The sequence below is a fragment of the Nitrospira sp. genome (assembly GCA_030653545.1).
GTDB lineage: Bacteria > Nitrospirota > Nitrospiria > Nitrospirales > Nitrospiraceae > Nitrospira_D.
This window is the reverse complement of record JAURZE010000005.1, coordinates 22762-45483: the sequence shown is the minus strand read 5'-3', so window position 1 is coordinate 45483 and position 22722 is coordinate 22762. Positions and strand designations below refer to the sequence as shown.

Annotated in this window: 20 protein-coding genes; 8 read left to right on the top strand and 12 right to left on the bottom strand. The window is 60.8% G+C overall.

The genetic code is table 11. The features are described 5' to 3' along the window. Positions 1-7: 7 nt before the first annotated feature. The 7 genes from Q7U39_00610 to Q7U39_00580 form a co-directional block, all read right to left on the bottom strand. On the bottom strand, positions 8-1189 hold the full coding sequence (locus tag Q7U39_00610) for a M20 family metallopeptidase (protein MDO9116430.1): 1182 nt from the start codon (positions 1187-1189) through the stop codon (positions 8-10). 160 nt (positions 1190-1349) lie between these two features. Next, positions 1350-2072, bottom strand: a complete 723-nt coding sequence (locus Q7U39_00605) for an SDR family oxidoreductase (GenBank protein ID MDO9116429.1) — start codon at positions 2070-2072, stop codon at positions 1350-1352. A gap of 77 nt (positions 2073-2149) precedes the next feature. After that, complete coding sequence (locus tag Q7U39_00600) at positions 2150-2509, bottom strand: hypothetical protein (protein MDO9116428.1); 360 nt, start codon at positions 2507-2509, stop codon at positions 2150-2152. 42 nt (positions 2510-2551) lie between these two features. Then, positions 2552-3319, bottom strand: coding sequence for a CBS domain-containing protein (locus Q7U39_00595; GenBank protein MDO9116427.1), 768 nt, complete (start codon positions 3317-3319; stop codon positions 2552-2554). Between the two features lie 191 nt (positions 3320-3510). Beyond that, positions 3511-4740, bottom strand: coding sequence for a TCR/Tet family MFS transporter (locus tag Q7U39_00590; GenBank protein ID MDO9116426.1), 1230 nt, complete (start codon positions 4738-4740; stop codon positions 3511-3513). Between the two features lie 70 nt (positions 4741-4810). Then, positions 4811-5557: a transporter gene (locus Q7U39_00585; GenBank protein MDO9116425.1), complete on the bottom strand. Its 747-nt coding sequence runs from the start codon at positions 5555-5557 to the stop codon at positions 4811-4813. A gap of 29 nt (positions 5558-5586) precedes the next feature. Then, on the bottom strand, positions 5587-6534 hold the full coding sequence (locus Q7U39_00580) for a hypothetical protein (protein ID MDO9116424.1): 948 nt from the start codon (positions 6532-6534) through the stop codon (positions 5587-5589). A gap of 211 nt (positions 6535-6745) precedes the next feature. Here Q7U39_00580 and Q7U39_00575 point away from each other — a divergent pair, with 211 nt between their 5' ends. The 3 genes from Q7U39_00575 (at position 6746) to Q7U39_00565 (ending at position 10064) form a co-directional block, all read left to right on the top strand. Continuing rightward, positions 6746-7363 (top strand): short chain dehydrogenase, encoded by a 618-nt coding sequence (locus tag Q7U39_00575; protein MDO9116423.1) that lies wholly within the window; start codon positions 6746-6748, stop codon positions 7361-7363. A 108-nt stretch (positions 7364-7471) separates the two neighbouring features. Next, positions 7472-8707, top strand: coding sequence for an MFS transporter (locus Q7U39_00570; GenBank protein MDO9116422.1), 1236 nt, complete (start codon positions 7472-7474; stop codon positions 8705-8707). A 277-nt stretch (positions 8708-8984) separates the two neighbouring features. Next, entirely contained in the window at positions 8985-10064 is a 1080-nt protein-coding gene (locus tag Q7U39_00565; protein ID MDO9116421.1) for a cytochrome c peroxidase, read from the top strand. A gap of 47 nt (positions 10065-10111) precedes the next feature. Here Q7U39_00565 and Q7U39_00560 read toward each other — a convergent pair whose 3' ends face one another. Then, a complete protein-coding gene (locus Q7U39_00560) occupies positions 10112-10471 on the bottom strand; it encodes a cytochrome c (protein ID MDO9116420.1) in 360 nt (119 codons plus the stop codon). 217 nt (positions 10472-10688) lie between these two features. Then, positions 10689-11108: a hypothetical protein gene (locus Q7U39_00555; protein ID MDO9116419.1), complete on the bottom strand. Its 420-nt coding sequence runs from the start codon at positions 11106-11108 to the stop codon at positions 10689-10691. A gap of 315 nt (positions 11109-11423) precedes the next feature. Here Q7U39_00555 and Q7U39_00550 point away from each other — a divergent pair, with 315 nt between their 5' ends. Genes Q7U39_00550 through Q7U39_00535 form a run of 4 tightly spaced genes read left to right on the top strand, consistent with a single transcriptional unit; the run spans position 11424 to position 16511 of the window. Next, the gene (locus Q7U39_00550) at positions 11424-12908 is read left to right on the top strand and encodes a mechanosensitive ion channel family protein (protein MDO9116418.1); all 1485 of its coding nucleotides are present in this window, start codon (positions 11424-11426) and stop codon (positions 12906-12908) included. A 39-nt stretch (positions 12909-12947) separates the two neighbouring features. Next, positions 12948-15125, top strand: a complete 2178-nt coding sequence (locus Q7U39_00545; GenBank protein MDO9116417.1) for a CHASE2 domain-containing protein — start codon at positions 12948-12950, stop codon at positions 15123-15125. 11 nt (positions 15126-15136) lie between these two features. After that, on the top strand, positions 15137-15640 hold the full coding sequence (locus tag Q7U39_00540; protein ID MDO9116416.1) for an SH3 domain-containing protein: 504 nt from the start codon (positions 15137-15139) through the stop codon (positions 15638-15640). Beyond that, the gene (locus Q7U39_00535; GenBank protein ID MDO9116415.1) at positions 15630-16511 is read left to right on the top strand and encodes a M48 family metalloprotease; all 882 of its coding nucleotides are present in this window, start codon (positions 15630-15632) and stop codon (positions 16509-16511) included. Before Q7U39_00540 ends, Q7U39_00535 begins: the two co-directional genes overlap by 11 nt. 72 nt (positions 16512-16583) lie before the next feature. Here the strand turns inward: Q7U39_00535 and Q7U39_00530 are convergent, their stop codons facing one another. After that, the gene (locus Q7U39_00530; protein ID MDO9116414.1) at positions 16584-17894 is read right to left on the bottom strand and encodes a hypothetical protein; all 1311 of its coding nucleotides are present in this window, start codon (positions 17892-17894) and stop codon (positions 16584-16586) included. 570 nt (positions 17895-18464) lie between these two features. Between Q7U39_00530 and Q7U39_00525 the strand changes: the two genes are divergently transcribed. Further along, positions 18465-21029 carry an AsmA family protein gene (locus Q7U39_00525; GenBank protein MDO9116413.1) on the top strand — a complete coding sequence of 855 codons (2565 nt, stop codon included), beginning with the start codon at positions 18465-18467 and terminating at the stop codon, positions 21027-21029. Between the two features lie 120 nt (positions 21030-21149). Here Q7U39_00525 and Q7U39_00520 read toward each other — a convergent pair whose 3' ends face one another. After that, positions 21150-21884 carry an NADH-cytochrome b5 reductase gene (locus Q7U39_00520; GenBank protein MDO9116412.1) on the bottom strand — a complete coding sequence of 245 codons (735 nt, stop codon included), beginning with the start codon at positions 21882-21884 and terminating at the stop codon, positions 21150-21152. A gap of 90 nt (positions 21885-21974) precedes the next feature. Beyond that, a complete protein-coding gene (locus Q7U39_00515) occupies positions 21975-22508 on the bottom strand; it encodes an acyloxyacyl hydrolase (GenBank protein ID MDO9116411.1) in 534 nt (177 codons plus the stop codon). Positions 22509-22722 lie beyond the last annotated feature (214 nt).

Here is a 22722-nt window from a genome sequence, read left to right as displayed (position 1 = left end):
AGCTGGGTCAGAAACCGGTGGTCTGATCGCGCAACCGCTGGCCCGCGAGCCTGGCAATGGCCTGATAATAGGCCGCACCGACGGCCAAAGCTGCTTCATCGAAATCGAACTTGCTGGAATGCGCGGGATACCCTTCCTTGCCGGGCACTTGCCCCCCGAATCGGACATAGGCGCCCGGAATCTTTTCCATGTAGTAACTGAAATCCTCGGCCCCCATGTTGGCCGTCTTGAGCGGCAATACGTTGGCCTCCCCCACGGCAGTGACCGCCGCGCGGCGCGCGAGGCTGGCCATGTCCGGCGTGTTGATCAGCGGCGGCGTGCCTTCTGTCACGGCGACCTGAATTTTCGCTCCATGCAGCTGGGCAATGGATTCGGCGATGCGGCGGATGGAGGCGAGGAGTTGTTGCCTCACCATAGGATCCTGAGCACGGACCGTCCCCTCCAACTTGGCCTGGCCCGCGATCACGTTCGGCGCGGTCCCCGCATGGAACTGCCCCACGGAGACGACCGACGGCCGCGCGGGGTCGACTTCACGCGACACGATCGTCTGCAGCGCCATGATCATGAGGCTCCCGACCACGACCGCGTCGATGCTCTCGTGGGGACGCGCGCCGTGCGCACCCTGTCCGATGATCTCGATCGTGAAATTATCCGACGACGCGTTGACGGCGCCCTCGGCCACGGCAATGCCTCCCGGATGATAGTGACGGTCGAGATGCCCGCCGAATATCATGCCCGCCCCCTCCAACGCGCCGGCGTGAATCATGGCCAACGCGCCGGTGCCTTTTTCCTCGGCGGGCTGAAAAATCAACCGCACCGGAGCGGGCAGCTCATTCTCCTCCGAGAGCAGCGCGGCAGCGCCGAGCAGCATCGCCGTGTGCCCGTCATGCCCGCAGGCGTGCATGATGCCGTCATGGACCGACGCGAATTCCAGGCCGGTGTCTTCCTGAATCGGCAGCGCATCCATGTCGGCGCGCAACACAACACAGGGCACTCCGGCGCGTCCGGGAATCTCAGCAATCACCCCGTGGCCACCGACGTGCGCTCGATACTTGATGGCGAGTCCATCGAGAAATTTACAAATCACTGCCGCCGTGTTGGCCTCCTGCCCGCTGAGTTCAGGATATTCATGAAGCACACGGCGCAGCTGGATGAGACGATGGTGCAGCGGTTCGGGAATTAACGGCATGATGGTTACCCAGCGATGAACATACGACGGCCTGCAGGACTCTCACGCGCCGGGTCCGGCCAGACCGGCGATCAGGAGAAGACATTTTATGCTAGCACAAAGACCACGACGGTTTCCGTAGTACGTTGGCGCCCCCCTCGCCCCTGCCTCGATCGCCCCCTTACCAATCCGCGCCGAGCCGATCGATCACGATCTGGTGTACGACGGTGTGCTTACTCAACGTCGCCAGATAGACCGCCGCTTCGGCGATGTCGAACGGATCGATCTTTTCGCTGCGCAGGATCTCCTCTGCTGACGCATCGACAAGCTCGTCCGCCACACCGCCCGGACAGATAGCGGCCACCTTGATATTGTGCGCGCGGCCTTCGTCGGCCAGCGACTTGGTCAACGCCATGATGCCGTGCTTCGAGGCGCTATAGATGCCGGTACCGGCCCAGGCCTGCACACCCGCGACGCTCGACATATTGATGATGGTGCCCCCGCCCTGTTGCTTCATCTGGTTGAATCCGGCCCGGCAGCAGAAAAACGTCCCGCGCAGATTCACATTCATGACCGCATCGAAATCCTTCGTGCTCGTCTCGGCCAGTCGCCGTCCACCGGCAATGATGCCGGCATTATTCACCAGTAGATCCAGCCGTCCATAGCGCTTCATCGTCTCCGCGATCAGCCGTTCGACCTGCTGCTCATCGGCCACGTCGGTTTGAATTGCCCAGGCCTCCCCGCCTTTGGCCTTGATCTGGTCTACCGTCTGCTCGCACAGTGCCAGCCGCCGCGCTGTCACGACAACCCTCGCCCCTTCTGCGCCATAGCGCAGGGCAGTGGCCTTACCGATGCCGCTGCTGCTCCCTGTGACAATCGCAACTTTGCCCGTTAATCGTCCCATCCGGTGACCTCATGGCTCCTAAAAGATGACAACCCGTCACCGCCACGGGATCGTGGCTGCGAAGCGAACCGCCGCCGTTACGTCTCCATCATTTCGAGTCTTGCATCGAACTCGTGCCCGCAGGCCGTGCAGTGGATGCAATCCGACTCGACCGTGAATTCGTCCGTTCTGATCCCCATGCCGCCGCAATCCGGGCAGCGGGCCAGCTGGATTTTCTGTCCGCCAAGCGTCTCGTACTGGCTGCCGCGAAGACAGTAGACGGGTTTCCCGTCCAGCTGCCACGGCTGGCCCGCATTGTCGAGAACCGGCAACACAAGATAGTGATGGTTCACATAGTCCTCAAGGTCGGCGCGGTTCGCAAAACCGTCCTTGATGATGTGTCCGCTTAACGCCTCATAAAGCGCGTGCGCTTTGACGATCGCTTTGGTAGGTCCCATGCTCCACCTCCATGCTGGGATGAGGGCACTCAGGCCACAGACTCAGACGACGCCGGAGTAATAGCGCAAAATGTTGGATACCGAGATCACGCCGATGATCTGGCCGTCTTGCGTCACGGCCAGGTGCCGGGTGGCCTGCTCTTTCATCATGCGCACCGCCTCGATAATCGGACGGTCGCCGGCGATCGCCACAACCGGCGTTCGCATGCAGGTTTTGACGGCCGTGGCGGCGTGATTCAGACCGTTGGCCACCACCTCGCGCGCGAGTATGGAATCCGTGATGAATCCGACATAGGATTGCTTATCCGTCAGGAGTAACGAGCCCGTTTTCCATTTCTGCATAAGCTGCCCCGCCTCCTGGAGGGTGGCGTCCTGAGACAGGCTCCGTATTTCAGGGGACATGTGTTCGGCCACTTGCGGACCGATGAGGGTCCGCCCCACTTTGGGCTTCTTCGGTTCGGCAGACCGGCGCGCTTCCAATTCAGAGATGCAACTCTCCAACACCCGGCTGCGTTGCAAGAGACTCTGCCGCTGACTGTCCATGCCGGTGCCTTCCGGCGCCTCATCCGTCATATTCACCAGGCCGGCCGCCTCGCCCAGTTCGGCATATTCATACGCATGCAACAGATCGGACGTCTGCCCCAGCAAGTCGCCGATCAACTGTTCCGTTTCGAAATCGAATTCGTCCAGGCTGCGGGTAGGCTTCCCTTTGCCTAGAAACGGGGCAAGTTCGGCCAGCTGTTCCCGCATACGTTCTATACTGCGGTCAAAGGACACTCGCGGTTTTTTGGAATTGGTAAGGACGGTCATAGCACCTCCTTATAGATAAACGCGGTGGGATGATCGATCATACGCCTTGCCGAATAAACGAGGCAAGCAGCCTTCTTCTGCAGGCGGAAGAACGATCAGGGTGCGAGACGAACGGGGTGACGGAAAAAGACGGAACGGGCGTGACGCGCGGCGAGCGAGTTGAATCTAGGCTGACGCGGACCACGACGCGCTTACGGACCCGATCGAGTCACTCGCCAGGCGAGGCCGGCCCCGGTCAGAAGCAGGCAGGACGCGAGGAGAAACGGCGCGCCGGGCACCTGCCACCCGGCCTGCGCCCCGATGAAGTGCGCAAAGATCTGCGTGAAGAGCGTCGGTCCGATCAGCCCGGTCACTCCGTTGATACTCGCCGTCGCCCCTTGGAGCCGGCCTTGCTCCGAGCCGCTCACGCGGCGCGACATCAAGGCCTGGGTCGCCGGGCCGGCCAGTCCCCAGAACGCCATGATCGGAATGCCCAGGCAGAAGATCCACCCCTCCGACGCGACTCCGTAGATCGCAAAGCCGACCGCGCCGCAGAGTAATCCCGCGAGCAACGTCGTGCGTTCGCCGAATCGCGCCGTGAGCGGCCGGATCAGCACCCCCTGCACGATCATGGCGGCCACTCCCACACCGGCAAGCATCAGACCGACGCTGGCCGTGTCCCATCCATAGCGATAGCCCATGTAGAGCACGGCGACGCTTGGCAGCACCGCGTGGGCGAGATAACCGAGGAACGCGACGGTTGCGAGCCCGAACAATTCATGATGCGACCGCAGCAACACCAGCGAACCGATCGGATTCGCCCGCTTCCAGGCAAAGGCCGCCCGCTTTTCACGCGGCAACGATTCCGGCAAGACAAAGAATCCGTAACAGGCATTCAAGAGACTGAGGAGCGCGGCGCCCCAGAACGGCAATCGCGGATCAATCCCCCCCAGCCATCCGCCCAACGCCGGTCCCAGAATGAACCCGAGACCGAAGACCATCCCGATCTTGCCGAACGCCGCCGCCCGCTGCTCCGGCGGCGTCACATCCGCAATGTAGGCCCCGGCGGTACTGAAGCTCGACGACGCGATCCCGGCGATCACGCGCCCCGCGAACAGCCATGCCAGATTCGGCGCCAGCGCCATGAGGATGTAGTCGAGTCCTAATCCGAAGTTCGACAGCAGGACGACCGGCCGCCGGCCGAACCGGTCGGACAAGGCGCCTTGAATAGGCGAGCAGATAAACTGCATCAGCGCCCAGGCCGTCCCCATGTAGCCGAAGATCTCCGCCGCGCGGGCCGTATCGCCCGACAGAAACTCTTCGACGAGCTTCGGCAACACCGGGATCACGATCCCGAAGGACAGCATGTCGAGCAGCACAGTGAAGAGGATGAAGAGGGCCGCCGCCTTACGCGGCTGACTGGTTATCGTTGTGTCGGGCATGGCGGGGCATTCTAGCAGGCCGCTGCGTGAGTAGACACTGTCCCTGGCGGCACATTCGACTAGAACCTGCTCAGAACCCCACCGACAATCCGATCGTGCCCAAGAGGGCGGCCCGATCCGCCGGCCCGACGAATTCGGTGCCGAGCCCTCCGTCCAGGACCATCCGGGACGTGAGTTGATGGCGCAGGCCGATCTCAATCCCGGTGTGGTTGCGCTGGCCGCGGAGATCCGATTCCCGCGTGTACACACTGGCAATCAACGTGTCGCTGAAGCTTGTCGGATAGCCTAAGGGATAACTCACCGCGGCGACCGCCCGATACGTTCCGGGCCGCTCCTGCCCCTGCGGCGAGCCAAGGATGGTGTAGCCCGCATTGAGGTGCGCGCGCAGCCGCCCGAACGAACGGGTGAGAATGCCGGTCATCTGCGTGTCTACGCCCTTCGAATTCACCCCGGTGGGCAACTCCATCGCGACACGGACCGCAAACGCCGGCAGGCTGATCGTTTCGGTGTTGAAGTTGTAGAGCACCCCTACATGCAGGTCGCCCGACTTCGCCGCGCCGACGAGGGTATTGGGATCGGACATGAGATCCCCCTGAATTTCGATCTGCGTATTGTAGAACGCGCCGTAGATAATCTGCGGCTGGAAGGTCACCCGGGTGCGGCCTTCCCGACGGTCGTTGAAGCGCACGCCGCCTTCCATCCCGATCTCGCCTTTCGGAATCGCGTAGGCGTCTTCCATCCCGATCGGCCGGTTCGGATCGAGATTATCGTGGTCCAGGGCAAAGCTGCGCAGAGGCAACAGCACGAGCACGAGCATCGCGCTGACTATAGGCCAGGCGGACCGTCTCAATGGTGATGCTCCCGGTCTTGCATGATCATCGGATTCGTCGCATCGGCGCTTGCCAGATAGTAGGTGTCAACCAGACGATAGATCTCCGCCCGCTTCGCCTCCCATGTCGGCAGCACCTCGCTCGCGAGGATGTCGCTGATGTTGTCATGCAGCATGTGGAGATTGTCGAAGATGTTGGCGATCTCCGGATAGCGCGCCGCGAACGAAGGACTCAGCTCCGCCGTCAGCGGCATGAAAGTCCACTCCACCGGCGGCCGGTCGAGATAGCGGCGATAGGTGGCGAGAATGGGCCGCACGGCCTGGGCCTTGGCTGCTAAATCGCGCGCCGCCTGCAAGGGATCATACACAGCGACTTGCAGGTAGTGATACGACCAGATCGTCGCATTGAACAACGGAAACCGGTTGCGGAAGGTCTTGGAATAGGGAAACTGATCCAGCCGATGATGGTCCAGCCGCTGGGCCGTAATGGCATAGGCGCTTTCTTGATAATAGGCCTGCACGTCACGGAGCGCGCGCGCTTTGTCAGGTTCGTCGGAGGCCATGATGTCGTAGGTGGCGCGATGCAGGGCGTGCGCTTCATCGAACGTATTCTGCGCGCGCCAGGCCAGCTTCATGTAGGTCGGCGCGATGGCCTCTTCGTTCGGATTCAGCCGGGGCTTCGTCGCAATGAAGGCGAGCGTCTCCTTGCGCGCCCGCTCCTCGATGGCCGGCACATCCTTCCCGCCGGTCAGCAAGAGGTTCTCATAGAGATTGGAGTGACCGAAATCGACGCCGTTGAACTCGCTGTCGAGCTCGACCAGATCTTCGCGCAGCGCGAAGTTCCACAGCGCACGGTAGTAGAACCGCTTATCGCGCGGCTCGAACTGACTGCAGGCCGCCAGCGCGGAGACGACCATGGCCAGCACCACAAGTACCCCGATACGGGTGGAACGGTGTCGCATCATGACAGTTGCTCGTATCCCGGAATCCTGCACAGCTCGCGTGGATCACACGATCGCCTCCCTTAGAATAAAGAATCTGACAAGCCGGCGTCCATCGCGGAGTTACTACGTGACGGATCATAGGCCCTCTTGCGTCCGAACAAACCCGACGCTAATCTCTTCACTGAATCATCGAGAACATGGACTGACTGGCTTTTCTCCAGAAGGAAGATACATGCGCATCATCGTCGTCGGGGCAACGGGAACGATCGGGTCTGCAGTGGTCGCTGCGTTGTCCGCACAACATGAGGTGGTCAGTGTCGGGCATAAGAGTGGCGCGATTCGCGTGGACCTCGCATCGATAGAGTCCATTATCCAGATGTTTCGCACGGTCGAGGCCTTCGATGCCCTTCTGTGCGCCGCAGGCCGGGCTGCGTTCGGAAGCCTGGACGATCTGAAAGATGCGGATTTTCAGCTCGGGCTGTCCAACAAACTGATGGGGCAGGTCAACCTCGTCCGCATCGGCCGGCAGTATATCCACGACAACGGCTCTTTCACCCTCACCAGCGGCGTCCTGAGCCGCGAGCCCATGAAGGGCAGTGCATCGATCAGCATGGTCAATGCGGGACTCGAAGGCTTCGCCCGCGCCGCCGCCCTGGAGCTTCCGCGCGGCATCCGCATCAACGTCGTGAGTCCGCCCTGGGTGACCGAAACGTTGATCGCCAGAAAAATGGATCCCTCGATCGGCCTCCCCGCCGCCACTGTCGCGCAAACCTATCTCGCCGGCGTCGAAGGCACCGCCACCGGACAAACGCTCGATCCGCGCACATTCAGCACCGGTCAGCGCGGCTAGGAACCAAGTTTAGGGCCGACAGTGCCGCACAGGATCAGAGCGACTGAAGCCGGCCGGAAAGTGGCTGCCGATTTGCCGAACACGATAATGCCGAAACGTGTCGCGCCAGTGAGGAAGAGAACACTCTTGGCCGGGGCCATCGGTAATGTGCTTGAATGGTACGACTTCGCCCTCTATGGTTACTTCGCTCCCGTCTTCGCCGCTCTGTTCTTTCCCTCCGATTCTGCCTCCACCTCGTTGATCGCCGCTTTCGGCGTCTTCGCTGTTGGCTTTCTGGCACGCCCGCTCGGCGCGCTGCTGTTCGGTTATTGGGGCGACACGGTGGGGCGACGCCACGCGCTGGCCTGGTCGGTCCTGCTCATGGCCGCCCCGACCTGCCTGGTGGGACTCCTCCCGACTTACGAAACGATCGGCGTGCTCGCGCCGATCACCTTGACCCTCTGCCGGTTTCTTCAGGGATTGTCGGTCGGGGGAGAATTCACCGGCTCCGCTACCTTTCTCGTCGAACATGCGGCCGGTTCGCAACGAGGCTATGTCGGGAGCTGGGCAGGTTTCAGCGCCCAGATCGGTGCGCTGGTGGGATCCGGCGTGGGGGCGTTGATCGCCACGAGCCTCCCGGAAGAGGCGCTCCGTCAATGGGGTTGGCGGATTCCTTTCGTGATGGGGGGCTTCATTGCCGTGGCGGGATGGTACCTGCGAACCCGAGTGGCAGAGTCGCCGGCTTTCGAAATAATCCGCCGGGAAGGACAACTCGCGTCTTCCCCCGTTCGGGACGTATTCGCCACGCAGCGACGGGCCCTGGCGAAAGTCATCGGCCTCGTATGGCTGCACGGCGTGGCGTTCTACCTGCTGTATGTCTATCTGGCAACCTATTTGGCGACGGTCACGACCGTTACTCCCGCGACACTCCTCATTCTCAACACAGGCTGCATGGCACTGCTGGCCCTGTTGATTCCGGTAATGGGCGCCTGGTCGGATCGAATCGGACAACCACCGCTGCTGATCGCCGGAGCGGCGGGAATCGCGCTTTTGTCGTACCCGTGCTTTCTCTGGCTCACCAGCGACGACCTGATCCGCATGATCACGGCGCAAACGTTGCTGACCCTGTTGGTGGCCTGTTATATGGGGCCCTTCTTTGCCGCTGTCACTGAATTGTTCCCCACGCCACTGCGCTATACAGGCCTCTCGCTCGCCTACAACATCGGCGCGGCTTTGTTCGGCGGCACTACGCCGCTGATGGCCACACTCTTTATCGAATGGAGCGGAAATAGCTTGGCCCCCGCCTTCTACTTGAGCCTCTGTGCGGCCGTCTCCTTCGCAGTCGCCCTCACGCTGCGAAGATGACTATGCACCTCGCAGTCGGCCACACTCAGCCGTCATCAACCGGGTTCCCCAAACCGCTATTTGGGGAACCTCCGCCTATAGTCGAGCACAACCCGGCTTGGCTCATCCGAAATATTGCCTTTCCAGGCCGGCATATTGGGGTTGCCGTGATGAATCGTCTTGAGAAATACAGGCCTGCCGCATCGTCCCCATGAGCAGCGCTCTGCTCCAGAGGCCTCCCGAATATCTTGTGCCTGTGCTATCCTCCGCGCAACCGGCATATTCCAGGAGGCGCATTATGATGCGGATGAGACTGGCGTCAGCAGGATTCATCGGAGTACTCGGGTTGATCAGTGCGACGGCGCTCTCGCCGTTTGTCCAAACGGCCCAGGCCTCTCCATCCGGCCATGCCCCTCACGGAACCGTCACCATCGACGGCGTGACCGTGCCGGACATCGGGCCGCTGCCGACCTCGACGCCGACGCCGTCTACAAATCTGACTTACGCCGCCAAGATCGAATTGGGCAAGCAGCTCTACTTCGACGGCCGCCTCTCCAAGAGCGGCGCGATCTCCTGTGCGTTCTGCCACAATCCAGGAACCGGATTCGCCGACCCGCGGCAGACCTCCATCGGGATCGGCGGCGGTGTGGGCGGGCGCCAGTCGCCGACGGTCTACAACACCGCTTTCAACCACCTCCAGTTCTGGGACGGTCGAGCCCGCTCGCTGGAAGAGCAGGCCATCGGTCCGATACACAATCCGATTGAGATGGGCGAGACCCACGAGGACGTGGTCCGCAAGCTCGGCAAAGTCAAAGGCTATCAGCAGCAATTCCGCGCCGTGTTCGGATCGGATGTGAATCTCCAGGATCTGGCCAACGCCATCGCCGCCTATGAGCGGACGGTCATTTCGACGAACTCCGCCTTCGACAAATATGTGCTGGGAGACCCGAAGGCCATGGATGAGGCTGCCGTCAAGGGAATGGCTTTATTCAAAGGCAAGGCGCGCTGCATCCTCTGCCACAATGGTTCGAACTTCACAGACAACCAGTTCCACAACCTGGGCGTCCCGCAAGTGGGACCGGCAAAAGAGGATCTGGGACGGTACAACGTGACGCGGGCGGAGAAGGACAAAGGCGCCTTCAAAACCCCGACGCTGCGCAGCATCGTAGAGACAGCGCCGTACATGCACGACGGCGCCTTCAAGGCGCTCGAAGAAGTCGTAGATTTCCTGAACGAGGGGGGCGGGGCTAACCAGAACCTGAGCACCCTTATGAAACCGCTCAACCTGACGCCTGAGGAAAAGACCGACCTCGTGGCCTTTCTCAAGGCACTCACGGGAGAGCCGATCAAGTTCCAGATGCCCAAGCTCCCGAAGTAGCGTAGTCCCTGCTTACCCCGGTGTGACGCGAGGCCCATCACCCCGCGTCACTTCCCGAGGGTGCGTATGTAGGCCAGCACATCCCGGCTCTGGCTCTCCGAAAGATTTCCCTTCCAGGCCGGCATATTCGGTTTGCCATGGTGGATCGTCTTCAGCAGGTCGGCATCGGATTTTCTGCTGGTCGACGGTGACGTGAGATTCGCCGGATCCGGCCCCAGGAGCCGATAGCCATCTCCCCCACCCGCAGCCCCGTGGCAACCGGCGCAATTTCTGATAAAAAGGGTCTTGCCGCGCGCCGAATCGGCGCGCGGAACCTTGGACTCAGGTTCTCCCTGGACGATCCCGCCATAAAGCAGTCCGCTTACGCAGACCGCCGTTGAGATCCCGACCCGCCATCCTAATGCCATCGTCGTTCCTCCTCACGCCTCGTCAGGTTGACAGTCACGCCCCGCTTTGCCCGTAAGAAGCCGTTTGATCAACAAATCACGTTGCACGCATCTTTGACTCAATTCACGGAGATCTCTACGCGTTGTACCGAACGATACCCCCTTCAGACCGGCACGCTCAATGGAGGGAGAAGAAGTCGGGCGTTGAGCAAACGTGCACAATCGGAGCCAACCTCTATTAGAAAGGAATGCGGAGGCCCATCTGAAACTCATTCAGCGAAAGCCCCTGCCCTAACGGACTGCGTAACCCGACGTCGGGTTGCACGGGAGCAGGACCGGTCAACGAACGATTTAACTCCGACGTATACCCGCCACCGAATCCCGCCCCGAGATACGGCATGATGGTGCGGCCCCCGACCGAATAGCGACCGCTGATCGACGGAATATCCCGAAAGATCGACGATGACGGAGAGGACAGCGGTAACGAGTCCGGCGCGTAGAACGGCACCTCGGACGCCACGCCTCCCCGAGAAAACTGCTGATTCAGCGACTGCAAGGCGGGAGAGTCGGCTACTTGAAGGCCATCCGCTGCATGGCCCCCGACGGGAATAGCCAGCAACGCGAACAACAACGATGCGATGCGGAGACGAAGATTCATGTTGAGATCATACAAACGAAATTGCATTCACACAAGCCCGTTCCCTGAGACAGAACGAGATCTTAACACCGGCCTTGTGCAGTTGCCCCCACTAGGCAGACTGCAAGAAACTGTGTGACGGGCTAGAGCTGGCGACGAACCCGCCGCATTCCCACGAGGCCGCCCTGCCCCGTCTGAATACATAACCGTGCCTCATCCCGCCATCTTGCATCCCAAGATCATCCGGTCTATCTTCTGCCTGGCGCGCCCGTGGCTGTGTCAGCGGCGCGGCCTTAGAATCCGGCGATCACTTCCTATGGAAGCTGGCAGACAATTATGGGCGTAGCGTCGATTCTCGGCCTGATCACCATCGGACTGCTCGCGTACCTCAGCGCTGTCCGTAAAAAACCTGCCGGGCTTGAATTCTACGCGGGATGTCTCTCCACGATCCTGCTCGTGCTCCTGCTGGAGCTCACGACACAGGGCTTGATCTCACATGTGCCCCAGTGGGCGCAGCCCTGGCTGGCCTTCATCGCCTACCTGGCGATGTCCTTCGTCATCCTGAAAACCCTGGATCTGCTGTTCATCGAAGATTACCTCGTCGAGAAGCGGGGGAAATACATCCCCCGGATGCTCCGCCTGATCTTCCTGCTCGTCGGGGTCACACTCGCAGGCCTCGTCCTGCTACGGGCGGTGCTCGAAATGGATCCGCTGACCTTGATCGCGCTCCCGACCATCGCCACCGCCGTGGTGGGGTTTGCGCTCAAAGACGTCATCGCGCGCCTGGCCTCGGGCATCCAACTCGGCCGCATGATCCACGTCGGCGACTGGGTCACCTTGATGGACAAAGAGGGCGTCGTTACCGACATCGCCTTCGATTACATCACGATCAGAACGCGCGCCTACGATTACATCATGCTCCCCAACGATGCAGTCTCCCAATCCGCCATCACCAACCATAGCCGGCCGGAAAGCCTGTGCGCCCGAGCCATTCACGTCGAAGCGAACTATGCCCATCCCCCGATGCAGGTGAAAGAAATCCTCGTGCAATCTGCGTTGGCGGTCCCAGGCGTCGTCGCCTCTCCGGCGCCGATCAGCTTCGTCGAGGAATTCAAAGAGTCCGGCATCTCCTACAAGCTCAAGTTCTTTTTCCATGACTACGGAGGCCGAGAACGCCTTGAGGGCGAGGTGATGGCCTACGTCTGGTATGCCTTCCAGCGGAATGGTATCGAGATCCCTTATCCCCAACGTGTCGTGCATACCACCCAGCCCCCCGACCTGACGGCGCTGCGGGCCATCGAGCTGGCCGGCATGAAGGAGCAATTTCGTGCGATCGATTTCTTAGCCATACTCGACGCAGAGGGGCTGCACTCGCTGGCCGAACATGCGCAGAGACGCGTCTACCTGCCCGGTGAGCAGGTCGTGCGGGAGGGCGAACCGGGAGAGGAGCTCTTCGTGGTCATGAAGGGCGAAGCCGACGTCGTGATCAAGACGGGCGATCGGACCACGCCGGTCGCCGCGCTCAAGAAAGGGCAGTTCTTCGGCGAAATGTCCCTGCTCACCGGAGCCCCACGCTCCGCCACGGTCCAGGCAAAATCCCAACTGACCGTCACAGTCATCGGTAAAAGCGCCATGAGCCAGGTGATATCCAAGACCCCCGGCCTGGCAGAACAATTCGGCACAATCCTCGCGACCCGGCAGTCGGCGCTGGCGGCCACGCGCGAAACCGCCGATCGCGCGTCAAAGCTGAGGTCTGTCGCAGAGGATGGACAATCGCTCACCGCGAAGATTCTCCAATTCTTCCGTCGGTCCGGGAACTGATCCCCGACCGGCTCCGGTCATCGACGGTGGAGCCGTAACATGCAAGCCGCCACGCGATACAACAAGGTCATCTCCGGAGCGGTAGTGGGAGGCGCGATAGGGCTCCTCGCCTTGGCCCTGCACTGGTCCGGATGGCTCACCGTCACCGAACTCAAGACACTCGACCATCGATTCCATCGATACGCAGATGCCACCAAGGCCGGGAGCGACATCGTACTGGTCGCGGTGGATGAGGCCAGCCTGGAAGCCTACGGCCAGTGGCCCTGGTCCCGTGACCGGCACGGGTACGTCGTCCACTACCTAAAAGAGGCCGGCGCCAAAGCCGTAGTCTTCGATCTCCTGTTTCTCGAACCGGATCGATCAGGGGAAGAGTTTGATGCGGTATTCGCCGAAGAGATGCGGGCCGCCGGAAACGTTTATCTGCCGTTCCTGATGCAGAACGAGCAACAGCCCTCCGGCGGCTCGACCGCTTCCCCTGACGGTGTGCAAGAGTACCCGCTCGAGATCATGAAAAAAGCGACGATCCCGCTCGACGATCAGAATGCGCTGCCGGCCGGAACAGTCCCGACCTACGCCGGGGCCAAATTGCCCTTGCCGCTGTTCGCGCAGGCCGCTCACGGTCTCGGATATATCAATCTGACTCCGGACATCGACGGAACCACCCGCCGCCTCCCTCCACTGGCATACGCGCACCATCAGGCATTCCTGCACATCAGCACGACCGTCGCGCGGGACCTCCTGCAAGCGGATCGAGCCTCCCTGCATCCTCGGGAACTTCGCCTCGGACCGGTGACGATTCCCCTGACTGCGGAACAGGACATGGTCATCGACTGGCACGGATCGCTGGAGAATCACGTCTACCCCGTCTATCCCATCGGAGCCGTCCTCCGCTCCTATATCGACAGGCAGGGCGGGAAGCCGCCCCTGCTCGACCCGGCGCTGTTTCGCGACAAAATCGTGTTCATTGCCACCACCGCCGCCGGGACGTACGATCTGCGTGTGACCCCGCTGTCCCCCTTCGCACCGGGCGTCCTCATCCACATGTCGGCGCTCGATAATATGCTGAGACATCGCCATCTCCAGCCGGCCTCGTGGGTGGTCTTCGCGGCCTCCACACTCGTCCTCGCGCTGGCGACCGCGTGGGCCTTCATGTTGATGCAATCCCAATGGATCAAGGCCGCCACCATCGCCGGCCTGGCCACCGCTTACTACGGACTCGCCGTCCACGCCTTTACCTCGCACGGACTCTGGCTCGATCTCGCCATACCCGAAGGCGCGCTGGCCGCCTCGTTTGCAACCGCCGCGACCGTGGAGTACCTGACGGAAGGAAGACAGCGCCGGCAACTGCGGACGGTTTTCGACAAATACATGGCGGCTGAGGTGGTCGATGAGATCATGCGGAATCCGGAAGCCATCCGGCTCGGCGGCGAGAAAAAAGAACTGTCGGTGCTCTTTTCTGATATCGCCGGATTCACCTCCATCTCGGAACAGATGGATCCGGAGAGGCTCGTCGAGCTCCTGAACCAGTATCTCTCGGCCATGACGGAGATCATTCTCCGCCACCGGGGCAATGTGAATAAGTACCTGGGAGACGGCATCATGGCGATCTTCGGGGCGCCGCGCGGAGAGCCCAACCATGCCACCCTTGCCTGCTTTGCCGCCCTGGATTCGCAACGGGAGCTCGCGAGGCTGCGCGAGCGGTGGAAAGCCGATGGACAGCCGGAGATCAGCGCGCGCATCGGAATCAATTCCGGCTGGCTCGTGGTCGGCAATATGGGATCGCAGGCCCGGATGGAATACACGGTGATGGGCGATGCCGTGAATCTGGCGTCCCGCCTGGAGGGCGCGAACAAGTTTTATGACACGCTGATCCTGTTGGGTCCCCGTACCTACGAACTCGCTGCCGGGGACATCGAAGCGCGGGAAGTCGACCGCATGCGGGTCAAAGGCAAACGGGAACCCGTGATGGTCTTCGAGTTGCTCGCCCGCAAGGGAGAGCTGCCTGACGAACGGCGCCGTGTCATTGAGGCCTATCGAGCGGGGCTCGAGGCCTACAAGCAACGGGATTTCAAAGCCGCGGCCACGCACTTTGAGGCGGCTCTGGCACTCGACCCGAAGGACGGCCCGGCACGGGTTTACTTGGAAAGAGCCAAAGAGTACCTTATAGCTCCGCCTCCCGAACAGTGGGATGGCGTGTATGAACTCACCTCAAAGTGAGCGAGGCTCCCGTGAATCACCGACATGCCTTCCTTGCCGCCATGGTCTTCATGGTCATCGCCATGACCGACGCCGCCTTCGGCGAAACCCTATACGTCGCGGCCAAGAGCGCGCAGTTGCGCTCAGGAAAGACGTCCCTGGACCCGGTCGTCGCCAGCCTCAAGCTCGGCGAGAGCCTGGAAGTGGTGAAACGCGAGGAGCGCTGGCTGCAAGTACGAACCGCCAAGGGGGTCCAAGGGTGGATCTATGCCAATCATGTGTCCGAGTCGAAACCGGCGGGAGGGGACAACGAGCTGGCCGCCCTGGGGAAAGGGTTCAGACGAACCGAGGCCTCGGGCGTCACCGCTTCGGCCGGCGCCCGCGGGCTTGATAAAGCCTCGGAGGGTTATGCCAATCGGGCGGGGATTACCCAGCAGCATCGCGACGCCGTGGATCGAATGACCGCCAACAAGATTGCTGAGGATGATATCCAGGCATTCCTCAAAGCCGGGAGGCTCGGCGAATATGCAGAATAGGTCATCACACGGGCTCCTGGTTGCCGGTCTGGTGCTGTACGCGACCGCCGGTCTGACCGGCTGCGCGGAAATGCAGAAGGCCGCCGAAGGCGCCGCGCGAAGCTCGGGAAACGAACGGCTGGCAAAAACAATTCACGGCGGCGGAACGCTCATCGGCGGGCTACTACCCATCGGATACGAAGAGGAGCAAACCATCGGGCAAGCGATCGCCTTGCAGGTCGTGGCCCGCTATGGCGGGATCTACGATCAGCCGGACCTGACCCGATATGTGAACCTGGTCGGCCGCAGCGTCGCGTTGACCTGTGATCGGGCTGACATCGACTATCGGTTTGCCGTCCTCAACCACGACTCGATCAACGCCTTCGCCGCCCCCGCCGGCTACATCTTCGTCACCCGCGGGTTGTTGAAAACGATCAAGAACGAAGCCGAGCTTGCGGCGGTGTTGGGCCATGAGATCGGTCACGTCACCCAGAAACATATCCTTGACGTCATTCAGCGGTCCAAACAGATCGCCGGCGTGGCAGAAGCAGGCCTGGCTTACGCGAACAAGAATCCCGACGCGTTCAAGAATGTGATCGATGGAGCGGTCAAGAAGCTGTTGGATGAGGGGCTGGACCAGGGAAAAGAGTTGGAGTCCGACCGATTGGGAGTCACCTTCGCATCGCGCGTGGGGTACGATCCAACTGCTTACGAGACGTTTCTGGACCGGTTACGGACCCTCAAAGGCGACGACCGGGCCTTCTTCAAAACGCATCCTGATTTTTCCAACCGGCTCTCGGCCGTCCGGTCCACCATCAGTGAGCAGAAGCTGAAAACCACGGGCATTCTCCTCGCCGATCGCTTTAACAGATCATCAGATGGCAAACTGTAACGCACCACTCCGTCAGTAGTCGCGCGTGATCGAACACAAGGGAAGTCGCGCGGCATGCTGCGCGGAGCCTGATTACGAAGCAAGACGTCTGATGATGTTCCTGGTGATTTGGGTCACGAGCGGATCATCGAGATGACGGGCCCATTCAGTGCATCCAACCGTCACAACAGTTCCGCCATCGGCCCATAGCCCCAACACAGCGGCTCCTTGGCGCAGGTCTCTTCCCCAGGGTGTGAACCCATCCCCACGACCAAAGAGTGCATTCGAATGCACGGTGGCTTCATAGTCCGGCATCCGACCAGGAGCGAGCCCCAGTATCTGAAAGTTCGCAGGAGTGCCGTCCCGATGGCTCGCTGCAGGAACCCCACCGGCCCACTCGATATCACAGCCGTCGCACTCATAGCCGATGCAGCCCACCAGAGGAAACTGTCCCGGGCGGTAGCCTCCCGGCCAAAGGCCTTCGAACATCCAATGCTTGGGATGATAAATCGTATAAGGAATCGGATCGGGGCGTAGCGCGCCGTAACAGAAACTGACACCGGTTAGCCGATTCTCCGGCTGATTCGGCCCGTCGCGGTGACTCCATAAGGCGACACCGTCCATGTCGCCTTCCAAGATGAGTCGCGAACCCGCCAGATCCAACCGGACGTTTCTGTAGCAGACGTTCCCGCTGAAAAATGCCGCGTTGCCCCCAGCCCGGATATAGCGATCGAGGGCCCCACGCATTCCCATGGACCAGTACTCATCATGCCCCACGCTCAGAACGAGACGATACCGGGACAACAGACCGGGATCCCGCTCCAGATCTTCGTTCGTGGCATAGTCGAGGACGATCTTGTTCCGTTCGGCCCACTGCACAAAAGGCCATTCCCACTTATCCCATCCGGCATACGGGCTCTGACGGCTCGGATCGTGACTCCGACGACAGTCGTAGGGAGAGAGGAATCCTGCCGGCAAGGGCCGGTGGAAAGAAACCTCACGTGCCTGATCATAGAAGCCGCCGCGGGTCGTGACGATCCCGGCTGCGGTTGAGGCGCCATAATTATTGTACGCGCCGTATGTATTGGTTGAGACCAGCAGGAGGGTGGAAACTTGTGGGACGGAGTCCGGTGCACGCACTACGAAAAAGGCTTCTCCGTCGCGCGCCCGCCCGTCACTGGAGGATGGACTCATCGTGATTCGGTAAAACCCTGACGACCAACCCGCCGGTACTTCAAAAGAGACCTGGCCACTCTCTCCGTCATCCCATCCACACCCGCGCTCAGATGCGTCAGGAGGAATGGCCTTTGGCGGCACCCAAGCAGACGCCGACCAGACCAGCGTCGCCTCTGCGCCAAGCCGATGGATCGCCACAGTGGCGCTGGTGGGTTGCGAGGCCGACATGAAGAGGGTGACCTGATCTCCAGACCGATAGCTCCGCCGGTCGGAATACCCTTCAACGGCCGGCCGTCCTCCATCAAGCCAATTTACGGGAGCACAAGTAGGAGCCTGAGCGAGAGGATGGCTACACGCACCGGTGAGAGAAGGGCGACACAGGGAAACTCCTGCCATCGCCAAAGCCCACGAGAGAAACTGCCGCCGGTTACATCCCGGGACCAGTCCGTGGATATCCCCGGAGTCGTTCATGATCGATCCTTCATGCCGGGCTCCTGAACAAACTCGGGAAAGAATCCCCTTCATTCAGACGGGACAGGCCCTGCCAGACCGAGAATGCCACACATATAATCTACTCCTGACGATCTTGCCAAGCCCCGTATCCTATATCGGTCACAATCCATCAGGAACAATAGACAGTCGGCCTGAGACAGAGCACCGAAAAGCGTGAGTAAGCCCCACGGCCAAAAGAGGTTGCGGCACAGCTGTCGCCATTCCACTCGCACAACCTGAGCCACTCTCCTGCATTGACCCTCAGCCACTTGCTTCCTATACTGCAATGAGATCGGAGATGCTCTTGTGAAAATTGTCGTCAGCCTGATTATCGGATTCGTGCTCCTCGTCGGCGTGATCCTCGCGCTGCCGTTTCTCATCGATCTAAACCAGTATCAAGACCGGTACAAACCGCTGATCGAAGAGGCGCTGAATCGCAAGGTCCAGCTCCAAGATATCCGCCTGACCATCTGGCCGCGCCTCGGCGCCCGTGTGGGCGGGGTGACCATCCTCGACGATCCGTCCTTCAGTGCCGGGCCCTTTGCATCGCTGACGTCGTTGGACGTCGGGGTGAAACTTCTGCCTCTCCTGAGTCAGCAAGTGGAAGTCGAAGAGATTTCTCTCCGCGATCCGGTTATCACGGTCATCACCAACAAAGACGGCGTGATGAATGTGTCGACCATCGGAGCCAGGACGACGACCCCGTCTACCGCAGAGCCTGGCACGGTTCCGCCTCCCGGACGCGATCCGTTGCAGCTCTTGGCCTTATTCGCCGTGGATCGCGTCTCGATCGAAGGCGGAAGGCTGACCTATCGCGATCTTTCGACGGCCCCGGTCACGGAATACCAGGTGCAGAACCTTGAACTGCTGCTGAAGTCCGTCCGTCTCGGGCACACGCCTTCGGTCCACCTCAAGGCCACAGTGCTGCCCTATGATCTTCCGGTCACGTTGGACGGTGAGTTCGGCCCGCTGGTCGAAACACTCGAAGTGCAGCAGTACAACTTCGCCTTGGGATTCGGCAAGGTCGCGCTCGCTGTGAAGGGGGCACTCGTCGGAGGCAGGTTGGATGCGACCCTGTCTGCTCCCGCCATCAATACGGCCGATCTTCCCGTGGCCTTGCCGCTGCAGAAGCCGGTGCTGATCAAGGATCTGCTGATGACCGCCAAAGCGCCATACCCGTTCAAGCAAGGAGTGTCGCCCCTGGAGCTGGCAGACATCTCGAATCTGAGCCTGGCGCTCATCATGGGACGCTCCTCCGTACACCTCAAAGGGACCGTCCTCAACGGCCAGGCCAATGTGACGGTGTCATCCGCTTCACTCAACACCGCTGATCTGCCGATCGCCGTGCCGATGACCAAGCCAGTGGAGTTGAAGGATCTCACCGTTACGGCCAAGACCCGTGTGCCATTCAAACCGACGGCACCGCCGCTGGAAATCGCCGATGTCTCCGACCTGCGGGTCGCCATCGCACTGGGCCAATCGCTGATCCAGGCGAAGGGTACCGTCCTCAACGGCCAGGCCGCCATGACCCTCTCTTCGCCTTCCGTGAATACCGCTGACCTGCCGATCGCCGTCCCGCTGACCAAACCGGTGGAGCTCAAAGATCTGTCCGTCACCGCCAAAACACGCGTCCCCTTCAATCCCGCTGCACCCCCATTGGAAATTGCCGATGTCTCCGACCTGCGGGTCGCCGTCGCGCTGGGCCAGTCACTCCTGCACCTCAAAGGAACGGTTCTCAACGGTCAGGCCAATGTGACGCTCTCATCCCCTTCGCTCAATACCGCTGACTTGCCGATCGCCATCCCGCTAGCCAAGCCAGTGGAGATCAAGGATCTCACCGTCACGGCCAAGACCCGTGTGCCGTTCAAACCGTCGGCACCTCCGTTGGAGATCGCTGATATCTCCGACCTGCGCCTTGGGGTCATCCTGGGAAAATCTGTTCTGTCGGTCAAAGGCACCCTGCTGGGCGGCCAGGCGAACGTGATTCTCTCATCGCCCTCGGTGCAGACAGGAGATCTACCGATCGATACCGGGCTCGCGAAATCCGTCGAACTCAAAAACCTGCTCATAAATGCCGATCTCAAGGGGCCGAACGCGCGTCTTTCCAACGCCTCCTTCCAGCTGTTCGACGGCCAGTTCAAGGCGGACGGAGAAATGTCGACAGCCTCGCCGACTCCGCCGTTTCGCGGCAAGGTCAGGATCGACGGACTCCAACTCGGCCCCGCGCTGGCGGCCATCAGTCCGGACAGCAAGGTCTCAATGAGCGGAACGGCTGCCATGGATCTGGCCGTCACAGGAAGCGGCTTCACCATGCCGGACCTGACCAAGGCGTTGGAGGGACCGGGACATCTGCGGATCAAGAACGGGAAGATCGAAGGGATTAACCTGATGGAGGAGGCGGTCACGCTCTTGAAGGTGGCAGGCCTCTCGCCGGATCGCCTCAAAACGACCGCATTCTCGGCGATTGAAACCGATGTCATGATCAAGCAGGGCCTCGTCACTGTGCAGAAACTGCTGATCGATAGCCACGACTTCCAAGCCACAGGCGCCGGCACCGTCGGATTCGACCAGGCGCTCAACCTTGCTGTGAACTTGCACCTGTCTCCCGCTCTCAGCCAGAAACTGGCATCGTCCTCACCCATTGCCAGAATCGCGCTGAAGGAAGGGCGGCTCAGACTCCCCTTCCAGATCACCGGCAGCATACAAGCTCCCGCCTACGCGTTAGATACCAAGGAGCTGACCGGAAAAGTCCAGGAGCAGGTGAAAGAGAAAGTGAACGAAGCGGTCAAAGGGCTGCTGGAAGGCACGACCAATCCTAAAGACCTTCAACAACAAGGCAAAGACCTGTTGAAGGGGCTCCTCGGCCGGTGAGGACAGTCTCGCACGTCGTACCGAACAGAGACCTGCCGGCAATCAGCGCGCGCACACACACCGTACCGCAGAAAGTGCTGCCGCACGTCTCCGATCTATGTCCAGTGATGCGTGCGTTCGCTACGGCAGGATGATCGCCTGCTCGGCGTGACCGATCGATTTGAGCGTCGTTTCGATCGCATCGACCATCGGCGGGGGGCCACAGAGAAAGATGACCGTGTCGGCACCGGACGCCGGAAGATGCGTGCGTAGCGTCACCTCGCTGATGCGGCCGGTTCCTTGACTCCAGCCAACAGGCGGCTCGTTCAAGACATGATGGCAATGGAAGTTCGAGTGAGCGCGGACGTACGCATCCCACTCTGCGCGGAAAATAATGTCAGCCTCGGTCTTGTTCGCATACAGCAGAAACAATTCGACGTTCTGGTTCCTGGCTAGAATCCAACGAATGATCGCAATCATCGGCGTGATGCCGGAGCCGCCGGCCACGAAACCGACTTTCTTCGCCATCCCGTCTACCCAATGGCCTCCCGGATTCGGCCCGCTCATCAGCACCGTCTCCCCGACTTGCCGATCATGGAGATAGCGCGAAATCACCCCCGTCTCGTATCGCTTCACAGTCAGATCGAAGGAGCCCGTGGCGCCGGGCATCGACGAAGGCGTGTAGGGGCGTTTGACGGATTTCCCGTCGATCGTCGCGTGGACGTAGAGATGGTCACCCGGCAACATGTCCAGCGTGGTATCGCTCGGAAGGGCAAAGTGGAAGGTCTTCGTGTCGTGGGTATCGAGATGAATCGCCGTCAGCTCATACGGCACCGGCTGCTTCGACTGAATGCGCCTGACAGAATCAGCAGTCATGCGGTCATCATACGAGCCTTAGCGCGTGGCCGCAATGGAGGAAGAGAATAGGCGGTGCGGGGAGACTGCTGACGCCGATGCCGTCTTGCGTCAAAACCGATAGCTGAGCTCGATCATATGGAGATCATATCCACGGCCATTGTCTCCATAGAGCGAGGCATCGGACAGATGATGAAACCAATAGCCCACGCCGATCCCCCGATAGACCTTCGCTCGAAGCGCGATATCCCCCACCACCTGGAAGGCGCCTCCCATATCCTGGTTAGCGAATTGGTGCATGGAGAGAAGGGCGACTCCTGCCCCGACCTCTAAGGACAGCCAGCCATCTTTTTTTCCCAATACCACGCCAGGCACCATCGTCGCGATAAAGGCCGTATCACCCGAGGCCCTCAATGCGCCGACACTCCCCATCAGCCTCGTGCCGATGCCCCATCCGGAGTCAGAGTACCATCCCCAGGGAAGCGACCAGCTGGCCATGAGGTCAAATTCATTGAAGAATTGCGTCTCCTTCTTTCCGATGGGAGAGCTTCCGCTCGCCCCTCCGCGCAACCCAATGCTCTCCAAATGAATTTCTTCTGCCTGAATCACACAGGGAGTCACGAGGAAGACAAGCAGTCCGACCATCGCGACTCGCAGCCCTACTCTGCTCCTCAGAAGGGAGCCGAGCTGAACAATGAGATTCACCAGGCGAGCGCCGTCAGGAAGACCAAGGCCGCTGGGCTTCGAATAGTGGAGATCGCAATGAATCGCCGTAGTCTCTCGGGTGGGCGGGCGCGTTCGATCTATTGCATGCGATAGGCCGTAAAAACGCTCCCAGTTACACCATACAAGGCGGAGA